The following is a 6,213-nucleotide window of genomic DNA, read 5'->3' on the forward strand; positions in this document are numbered from 1 at the left end:
AATCCGCCTCGGTCAGCGCGCCGCCTGCCAGGCTGTCGATCTGGAACACCAGATCCGGCGCCGCATCGCCATCGGTGAAGACGCTGACCACCGTGGCGCCGTTCACCACATTGGTCGTCACCGCCCCGGCGCCATCGGCCACCAGCGCCAGATGGAAATCGGCATCTGGCGACAGGGCCGAGAGGTCGATCTTGTCCAGCCCCACCTCGAACCGGGTGATGTGATCGCTGCCGGAGACCGAGTTCAGCGAATCGGCGGTGGTGACAAAGACAAAGGTATCGGCGCCGGTGCCACCATCCATCGTATCGGCCCCGGTGCCGCCGGTCAGCGTGTCGGTGCCCGCGCCGCCGATCAGCCGGTCGGCCTCGCTGCCGCCATCCAGACGGTCATTCTCGCTGCCGCCGTCCAGCGTGTCATTGCCCGCACCACCCGACAGGATGTCATCCTGCGCCTCGCCCGCCAGCCGGTCATTCCCGGCATCGCCATTCAGCACGTCATTATGGCTGCCGCCAAAGACCACATCATCCTCGGTGCCGCCCGAGATCGTGTCAGCCTCGGAACCACCGCTGATCGTGTCATTCCCGGCCTCGCCCGACAGGCGGTCGGCGCCGCTGTCGCCCTCCAGCCGGTCGCCCTCGGAGCCGCCGTTGATGCTGTCATTCTCGCTGCCGCCGAACACCGTATCGGCCCCCGTGCCGCCCGAGACCGTATCCGCCCCGCTGCCGCCCAACAGCACATCCGCGCCGTCGCGCCCGCTCAGCCGGTCGCCGCTGGCGCCGCCGTCCAGCCGGTTGGCCCCCGCATCGCCCGAGATCGCATCGGCCATGCCGGTGCCGATGACATTCTCGAAATTCGAGAAGGTGGTGGCGAAGGTGCGGCCTACCGTCAGGTCGATGCTGGTGAAGCTGCCGGGCTTGGTGATGAAGGTGGAAATGGTCGAGAAATCAAGGGTATCCACCCCGCCCGCGCCGCCATCCAGCGTGTCGGCATCGGTGCGGCTGTCGAGGCGGATCAGGTCATTGCCGTGATCGCCATCCAGGAAATCATTGCCACTGCCGCCCTGCATGGTGTCATTGTCGGCCAGCCCGTCCATGAAATCATTGCCCGAGCCGCCCAGCATCGCGTCATTGCCGAAATCGCCGAACATGCGGTCATCATGGGCGCCGCCATCCATCACGTCATTGCCGGTATGGCCGTTCAGAAAATCATTGCCATCGCCGCCTTGCAGATTGTCGATGCCATCGCCGCCCAGCAGGCTGTCATTGCCGCTTTCGCCCAGCAGGCTGTCATTGCCGGTGCCGCCGATCAGCGAGTCATGCTCGGTGCCGCCCGAAAGCGTATCATTCGCCGCGCCGCCATCCAGCGTGTCATTGCCGCCCGCGCCGCTCAGCCGGTCGCGGCCATCGAGGCCCAGAATGCGGTTCGCATCGCCGTTCCCGGTGACCACATCGCTGAAATTCGTGGCGGTCAGGTTCTCGATCCGCGACAGGCGGTCGCCCTGCGCCAGACCGCCCGATTGCGCGCCGCTGCTGGCCAGATTGACCGTGATCGCCGACAGCGAGCCGGAATAGTCGATCAGGTCCACTTCGGTGCCGCCGTCGATCGTATCGGCGCCCTCGCCCGCAATGATGGTATCATTGCCGCCATCGCCATTGATCTGGTCATCGCCCGAGCCGAAGATCGGGTGTTTGTCATCCACCAGCCGGTCATTGCCGGTGCCGCCGAACAGCGTGTCATTGCCATCGGTAGCGATCAGCGTGTCATTGCCCTCCAGCCCCGCCAGCTTGTCGGTGCGGAAGCCGGGGATGCCAAAGGTGAACTTGTCTTCCAGCAGGTTGCCGAGATTGGTGCCGATGATGTCCGCCATGATCTTGATCCTTCGGGTTGGGGTTGGGTCTTCATGGGGTCACCATGCCCGCTGGCCGGGCCGCGCGCTGTTCCGCGGGGAACAGGGCTGGACAGGGGCGCGGGGCCGGGTCAGCATGGGCGCGGGCAACAGGGGCGCATGATGGAGAAAGCGGCGGCACGGCCCGCCTTCTGGCGGTCCTTCGATCTGTTCGCCGGGCTGGACCCGGCGGCGCTGGAGGCTTTGGCCGGCCTTGCGCAGCGGCGGCAGTGGCAGGCGGGCGAGATGCTGTTCCAGCGCGGCGATCCCGGCGACTGGATGCTGGCCTTGGCCGAGGGGCGGGTGAAACTGACGCTCACCACCCCTTCAGGGCGCGAACTCACGCTGCGGCTGGCCGAGGCGGGCGATACTTTGGGCGAATTCGCGCTGGTCGATGGCGAGCCGCGCTCTGCCGATGCCACCGCGCTGGAGCCGTGCAGCGGCTGGGTGCTGGACCGGCTGCGCTTTGCCGTGCTGGCCGAGGCGCATCCGGCGCTTGGCCTGTCGGTCGCGCGCTATTTCAGCCGCCGCCTGCGCGCCACCACCGAGCAGCTGGAGGGGATCGCGCTCTATCAGCTGGAGGCGCGGCTGGCGCGGTTTTTGCTGTTCACCCTGCGGCAGTTGAACGGCCCCGACCTGCCACCCGAGGCCGCCCTGCGGCTGGAGATCAGCCAAAGCGAGCTGGCCGCCGTGCTGGGCGCCAGCCGCCCCAAGGTGAATCGCGCGCTGCAATCACTGCAAGAGCTGGGCGCGATCCGCCGCGCGGGCGAGGTCTGGCAGCTGGACCTGCCCGCCCTGCGCGCCGCCGCTGACCCGGAGGCCTGATGCTGTGGCGCGCGGCGACTTTGGGCCTGACGCTGGGCCTGGCCGGAGGGCTCGCCGCCGCGCCCGATGCCTTGCGCGCAGTGCAGGAGCGGCTGTTTGACCGGCTGATCCAGCCTGCCAAGGGCGAGGTGCGGGTGATCGACATTGGTGCTGTGGATGAGACCGGGGCGCCCTGGAGCCGCGCCGCCACCGCGCGGCTGGTGGAGCGTCTCGCTGCAAGCCGCCCGGCGCTGATCGGCTTTGACATGCTGTTCGCGGGCGATTGCGACGGGCAGGCCGCGCAGGATCTGGCCCGCGCGCTGGACAAGGTGCCCGCTGTTCTGGGCGTGCTGCTCAGCCCCTCGGCCGGGCCGGACCTCCCGCCGTCGCGGCTGGCGCTGGCCGGTCAGGTGCCGCTGTGGCCCGCGGCCGGGGCCGATGCGCCCTGCCCCGGTTTTGCGCGGCAGGAATGGGCGGCGATGGCGCTGATGGGCGATGCCGATGCCACGGTGCGCCGCGTGCCCGTAGGAGTCAGCGTGCAGGGGCAGGCGCTGCCCAGCCTCGCCCTGGCCATGGCGGCGCGGTTGCAGGGCGAGGCGATGGCCGGGCCGGACTGGCTGCGCCTGGGTGCGGCCCCGCCCCTGCCGACCGAGGCCGGAACACTGCGTTTTGCCCCCTCCGCCCCCGCGACATGGGCCAGCCGCACCCTGCAAGCCGAGGCGGTGCTGACGGGACAAGCCCTTGTGCCAGTGGGGGCGGTGCTGCTGGTCGGCTCCAGCCTGCCGCAGCGCGGCGGCTTGCGCCCGACGGCGGCCAGCCCGGTCACGCCCTCGGTGCAGATCTGGGCCGATGCGCTGAACGGGTTGCACGCGGGCCATCTGCCGCATCGCCCCGGCTTTGCAGCGTGGCTGGAGGCGGGGTTCGTGGCACTGGCCGGGCTGGCCGCGCTGCTGGCGCTGGCCCGCACCACGCCCGCCCGGGCCGCGCTGCTGCTGGGCTTTGGCGCGGTCGCTTGGGCCGGGGCGGCCATGGCGGCCAGCCGCGCGGGCTGGCTGATCGACCCGGCTCTGCCCCCCGCCGCGCTGGCGCTGATCGCCCTGACCGCCATCACCGGGCGCGCCGCCAGCCTCGCCCGTGCCGAACGGGTGCTGCGCGACCGCATGGGGCAAGTGCTGCCCCCCGCCCTTGTCGCCCGCATCGCCGCGCAACCGCGCCTGATGCGGCTGGAGGGCGAGGCGCGCGAGGTCACGGCGCTGTTCACCGACATCGAAGGCTTCAGCACCGCCACCGCCGAGATGGGCGCGGCGGAGATGGTCGCCCGGCTGGATGCCTATTTCGCCCGCGTCGCCGCCATCGTGCTGCGCCACGGCGGCATGATCGACAAGCTGGTGGGCGACAGCCTGCACGCCCTGTTCAACGCACCGCTGGATCAGCCGGGGCATGAGGCGGCGGCATTGGCCTGCGCTGCCGAGATCATCGCCGCGACCGAGGATTTTCGGCGCAAGAACAACGGCTTTGGCCGCACCCGCATCGGGGTGGAAACCGGCCCCGCCGTGCTGGGGGATGTGGGGTTTGGCACCCGCATCGACTATACGGCCCATGGCCCGGCAGTGAACCTCGCCGCCCGGCTGCAAGAGGCGAACAAGCAGTTCGGCACGCAAGTCTGCATCGGCCCCGGCCTCGCCGCCCGCGTGCCCGGCCTGCGCCCCTTGGGCGAGGCAGAGCTCCGCAGCTTTGGCCGCCTGCCGCTTTTCACCCTCAGGGCGTGAGGCCGACCGAGGCGAAGGCGGCGGCGATGCGCGGCGCTTTCCATTGCGCCACCGGGCCGGGCGCGGCGCCGGGCGCGGCGATGTCGACCCCCTCGCCGGGACCAAGGCGGCGGGTCTCTCCGCCCGCCTGCACCTCGACCGCACCGCGCGCGACGAAGATGCCGTAAACCCCCTTGGACGGCCCGGCAAAGAACCGGGTGCCGCGCACGCCGATCTGGGCAAAGGCGCTTTGCACTGTCAGGTCCAGCTTGGGCAGATCATCGGGCCGGTCGAACACCATAGCCCCACCCACCCTCACCACGCCGCCCAGATCGGCGGCGAAACGGTCGATGGTGAAATGCGCCTCGGGGCCCAGGGCGATCTGCGTGGCGCTGAACAGCTCCAGCCCCGCCGTCGAGGCCGCCATCGTCGCCACCTCATCGCCCTCCAGCAGCGGATCGGCCAGATGCAGCGCCCGCGCCTGCCCGGCGCGCAGCAGCCGGGCGCTGCCGCTGAGGCTGCGCGTGGTGCCAATGGCCGCCCCGGCCCGGGCCGCACAGGGCAAAAGCAGCAATGCAGGCAGCGACAGGATCAGACGGCGGGGCAGCATGGCACACCTCTGGCAGGGAAAGGGCTTGAAAATCATAGCGCAGATTTACGCTGCGGCACAGCGCCCGTCTGTGCCCTGCGGAACAGCCGCCCGCCTGCGGAACGGGCATCTCACAATGGTGTGAGAGCGGCGGCCTCGGACCATGGTCCGTAGCGCGCTGACACAAAGGCCGCTTATAGTCGGCGGTATTTCCAGCAAAGGAGCCAGAAGAATGAAGTTGTTTTCCCGCATCTTGGCCAGCACCGCCTTTGTCGCGCTGGCCAGCACCGCCGTTTTCGCCGAGGGCGAGGCGCAAGACCCGACCGTGAAGGCCCGGATGGAGCTGATGAAATCGGTGGGCGCCGCCGCCAAGACGCTGGGCGGCATGGCGGGCGACAAGGCCCCCTTCGATGCCGCCGCCGCCGAGGCCGCCAAGGCCGCGATGATCGCCGCCGCCGCCGAAATTCCGGCCCGGTTCGAGCCGCAGGCCAGCGACCCGGCTTCGGAAGCCAAGCCCGAGATCTGGTCCAATTGGGAGGATTTCGTGGCCAAGGGTGCGGCGCTGAAAGCCGCCGCCGAGGCGATGGATGCCAGCACGCTGGAGGGCGTGAAGGCGGGGATGGGCGCGGTGGGCGGCACCTGCAAGGAGTGCCACACCACCTATCGCATGTGACCCCAGGATCACCGCCCCTCGCAGAAGGGGCGGTGGTTCAATGGCTTAGCCGCAGGTGACCGACTGGATCCGGTCGCGCTTGCTGTATTGGATATTCAGACGACCGGGGTTCAGGTCCATCGTCACCGGCTGGCCCTCTTCATAGACCCGCAGCACCTGCGCAAAGCGCATGCCCGACAGCACCGCCCGGTCCTGCCCCACAAGCCCCTGCAAGGCCGCCGCGCCGCAGCTATCCTCGGCGGGTGCCCCGGGCACTGCCGCCACTGGCGCATCCTTTTGCGGCATGCAGGCCGTCAGCAGGCCCGCGCAGGCCAGCGCCAGCAGCGCCGGACCGCGCCACATCGGTTTACCCGCAATAAACATTGTCGATCTTTCCCTTGCTGTTGACCGTCACGGTCATGCGCTGCGGATCGACCTCTGCCGTCATCAGATCGCCGGGCCGCAAAACCCTATGGCCTGCCGGCAGGTCCGCCCGGCCGAGAACGGTCGCGCGCCGGTCCAGCAACCGCGCCCG

Annotated in this window: 7 protein-coding genes; 3 read left to right on the plus strand and 4 right to left on the minus strand. The window is 69.9% G+C overall.

Annotated elements, in window-relative coordinates:
• On the minus strand, window positions 1-1,867 hold a 1,867-nt coding region (locus JNN06_RS10660; RefSeq protein WP_291239572.1), incomplete at its 3' end, for a calcium-binding protein.
• Between the two features lie 141 nt (window positions 1,868-2,008).
• Between JNN06_RS10660 and JNN06_RS10665 the strand changes: the two genes are divergently transcribed.
• Together JNN06_RS10665 and JNN06_RS10670 are read left to right on the plus strand one after the other, a co-directional pair.
• Complete coding sequence (locus JNN06_RS10665) at window positions 2,009-2,710, plus strand: Crp/Fnr family transcriptional regulator (RefSeq protein ID WP_291239573.1); 702 nt, start codon at window positions 2,009-2,011, stop codon at window positions 2,708-2,710.
• Window positions 2,710-4,458, plus strand: a complete 1,749-nt coding sequence (locus JNN06_RS10670) for an adenylate/guanylate cyclase domain-containing protein (RefSeq protein ID WP_291239574.1) — start codon at window positions 2,710-2,712, stop codon at window positions 4,456-4,458. Before JNN06_RS10665 ends, JNN06_RS10670 begins: the two co-directional genes overlap by 1 nt.
• Here JNN06_RS10670 and JNN06_RS10675 read toward each other — a convergent pair.
• The gene (locus JNN06_RS10675; RefSeq protein WP_291239575.1) at window positions 4,448-5,047 is read right to left on the minus strand and encodes a FecR domain-containing protein; all 600 of its coding nucleotides are present in this window, start codon (window positions 5,045-5,047) and stop codon (window positions 4,448-4,450) included. The genes JNN06_RS10670 and JNN06_RS10675 overlap by 11 nt on opposite strands.
• Before the next feature lie 211 nt (window positions 5,048-5,258).
• Here JNN06_RS10675 and JNN06_RS10680 point away from each other — a divergent pair, with 211 nt between their 5' ends.
• Window positions 5,259-5,699: a cytochrome c gene (locus JNN06_RS10680; protein ID WP_291239576.1), complete on the plus strand. Its 441-nt coding sequence runs from the start codon at window positions 5,259-5,261 to the stop codon at window positions 5,697-5,699.
• A 45-nt stretch (window positions 5,700-5,744) separates the two neighbouring features.
• Here JNN06_RS10680 and JNN06_RS10685 read toward each other — a convergent pair whose 3' ends face one another.
• Both JNN06_RS10685 and JNN06_RS17655 read right to left on the minus strand, forming a co-directional pair.
• The gene (locus JNN06_RS10685) at window positions 5,745-6,041 is read right to left on the minus strand and encodes an I78 family peptidase inhibitor (protein ID WP_291239577.1); all 297 of its coding nucleotides are present in this window, start codon (window positions 6,039-6,041) and stop codon (window positions 5,745-5,747) included.
• Window positions 6,042-6,045: 4 nt separating this feature from the next.
• Complete coding sequence (locus JNN06_RS17655; RefSeq protein ID WP_366812734.1) at window positions 6,046-6,204, minus strand: I78 family peptidase inhibitor; 159 nt, start codon at window positions 6,202-6,204, stop codon at window positions 6,046-6,048.
• Between the last annotated feature and the right edge of the window lie 9 nt (window positions 6,205-6,213).

Origin of the sequence: Gemmobacter sp. (genome assembly GCF_016792925.1) — a bacterium.
GTDB lineage: Bacteria > Pseudomonadota > Alphaproteobacteria > Rhodobacterales > Rhodobacteraceae > Gemmobacter.